The organism is Bacteroides cellulosilyticus DSM 14838 (assembly GCF_000158035.1).
In the GTDB taxonomy this organism is placed as follows: domain Bacteria; phylum Bacteroidota; class Bacteroidia; order Bacteroidales; family Bacteroidaceae; genus Bacteroides; species Bacteroides cellulosilyticus.
In genome coordinates this window covers 5,070-7,605 of record NZ_EQ973494.1, presented here as the reverse complement: position 1 = coordinate 7,605, position 2,536 = coordinate 5,070, and the positions used below count along the sequence as shown (strand labels likewise).

Below are 2,536 nucleotides of genomic sequence, written 5' to 3'. Positions count from 1 at the left end.
CTTGTATAGACAATGCTGCATTCCGCTTCCGAATTGCTGGTGAAAGGAATACTGAAATATTCAGTCTCATCCGGGGAGACGGTGGCTGTATTGTTACCCGCAATAGTGGTTGCTCCCACTCCTGTCAGTGTCCCGATAGCCAGCTCATTTTCCGGCTGATACTCAAAGTCCCCGCCATCCGTCCAGTCCGAAACGGTGATGTTCACATCCAGCTTGAACGGGTCGGCATCGGTGATGCGCACCGTGTAGCGGTGGTTGGGCTTTACCTCGATGTAACCGCCCGTGCCCGCTACCGACTGCTCAAACTCTACCATGTAACTCACCTCCTGCGGTATATCCATCTGGTTCAGCGCATACTTTCCCTTGATAATCAGATACCCCTTGTCGGCAATCGGACTGGGATAGCTGTAGAAAGCCCCTGTTTGTGTTCCCTTATTGGCATTGGCGCCGTCAAAGTCACGGTCGGGGTAGGTGATAAGTGTCTTGTCCGGATCGGCATCTTCCACGGGAACCACCGGGAAGAAGGTAACGCCTTTGCGGCCGTGCCCCATCGATACACCGGTGATGGTGAGATGTGACAATTTCTCGTCATTGATGATATCGAAACGGGAGACGATACGCGACAGCGTCATATTGATGCGGGTACGGGAGCCCATACTGATATCCCGCAGGTCGAGCGCAGGGCTGTAGGAACCTACCATCGGCAGGGGTGTCAGCAAGATGTCCGTATCCTCGGTGGGGTCCAGCAACGGAGTGGTAAAGGTGAGAAAATCCGTTTCGGTGGGAATCCCCGCTTTGGTCACAATGTTATAGTCCGCACCCGGTGAACTCTGTTCCAGCGCTACGAAATTGGTGTATTCCGCTCCGGCTTTCAGCAATTTCGGCTGATTGGCAATGCAGTAGAATTTGGTGAACAGGCCTTTCTTGGGGCGCAGGGTGGCGAGTGCTACGTTGTCACCCTCCACGGTCAATATAATTTTCGTAGCGTTAGGTATCGTAGAACCGTCCGAACGGTAACAGAACCGTTCCTGATAAGTATATGGCCCTTCCTCCTTGTCCGAAGAGAACACATAAATATCCAGCGAAGTGATTTCATTCTCTTCGGTCGTGGCGATGGGGGCATCGGCGCGGGTGGTGCCTGCCGTCTTTATGTTCAGCTTGTTCTGAAAGGCGAGGATGATTTCGCGGCGCGTCGGGTCATTGACCAGCGGGTCATCACCGGGAGTAGTGGCCGACGGCACTTCCGCTTCGCTGCACCCCGCAAGGGACAGGGCAAGCAGGCCTATCACCCATGCAGAAAACTGTTTTCTATTTTTAGTCATAATCTTATTGTTATTAATGGGTTACTGAATTAAGGAGCCACGGCCGCCGCACTCACCAGCACTGTCACGTCTTCCATGCCCGAGATGTTGTTTTTCAGCACAATCGGCGCGGTTGTGAAGTCGGTTACGGCATCCTTCACGGTCAGGGTGAACGTCTGGCTGCCGGTAGCATCCGTCGGAGTGGTTCTTGTAAAGGCGGCAGTCTCGGCAATGGTGAACCAGGACGACAGCGTACTTGCCGTCACGCCTTGCGGAGAAGTCATTTTTACCTCAACGGTGCTTCCGTCAGTGCGGGGCACATCGGTAATCTTATAGTTATTGTAAGCGGCTCCGCCTGTTGTCCCCGTCAGTTCAATCGTTGTAATGGCAGGATCGAGCAATTCCACCGTCAATTCCAGTGTCTGAGTTGCATCTCCCAGATTGATAATCTCGAACTTGCTGTTTGCATCGCTGGTTGCCGTCACGTCTTTCAGCATAAGCGTGTAGTACTCTTCTACCGGAGTCGAAACAGAAACATCCGTGGCGGGAGTACCCGTCGTGCTTGGCGCAGGGCCTGATTTGCTCTTCGAAACTTCCAGCCAGGGAAGCTGATTGGACAGCGCCAGCTTCGTCCCGAACGGACAGCTTGCCCCGAGTGTGATGCTGCTCTTGCTTGTTTTGTACATCGTGAGTTTGCCATTTGCCTGATCGTATAAGTTGAAGTTCCCCGTAGCCGCATCCGGTGTGGCAAAATCCAGTACCGGTGCCGTAGCGGGCGGTACAATGGCCAGCGTAGTATAAACCGATTCATCCTGTGAAGCCGATTCATTGGCCAGGGTCAGTGTAACGGGAACATAAGGAGTGGCGGCAGTCAGCGTATATTTGAAGGTCATGGTAGTGGTGGTCACTCCGTCCACGACTTCCGACTTGTAACTGGCATCATCATGCTCCAGCCAGTCGATGTCCCATCCCGTTGTGGTACTGAACTTCGGCTGTACCTTGCCGCTGGCCGTAGCGGTCAGTGTGATGACTTTCTCCGTACCGTCGGCCGTCACACTGATTTCTTTGGTGGCGACGTCTGTATCAGTTCCTTCCACATTCAGGGCGGTCACTACGGGCGCGGCATTGTCGGGCTTTACGATGACTCCGCCGCCACTGGTCCAGTCCACAATTTCAAAGAAGGCGGTGATGGTGGCTTCCATCACTTCTTTGATGTGCAGGGTGTAACGGGTGTT

1 protein-coding gene and 1 pseudogene are annotated in these 2,536 nt (G+C 53.7%); both read right to left on the bottom strand.

What is annotated here, in order from left to right:
* Positions 1–1,322, bottom strand: a 1,322-nt coding sequence (locus BACCELL_RS22365) for a fimbrial protein (RefSeq protein ID WP_007214379.1), incomplete at its 3' end; no start/stop codon positions are given.
* 29 nt (positions 1,323–1,351) lie between these two features.
* A pseudogene (locus BACCELL_RS22360) lies at positions 1,352–2,536 on the bottom strand (hypothetical protein); the annotation flags it as partial.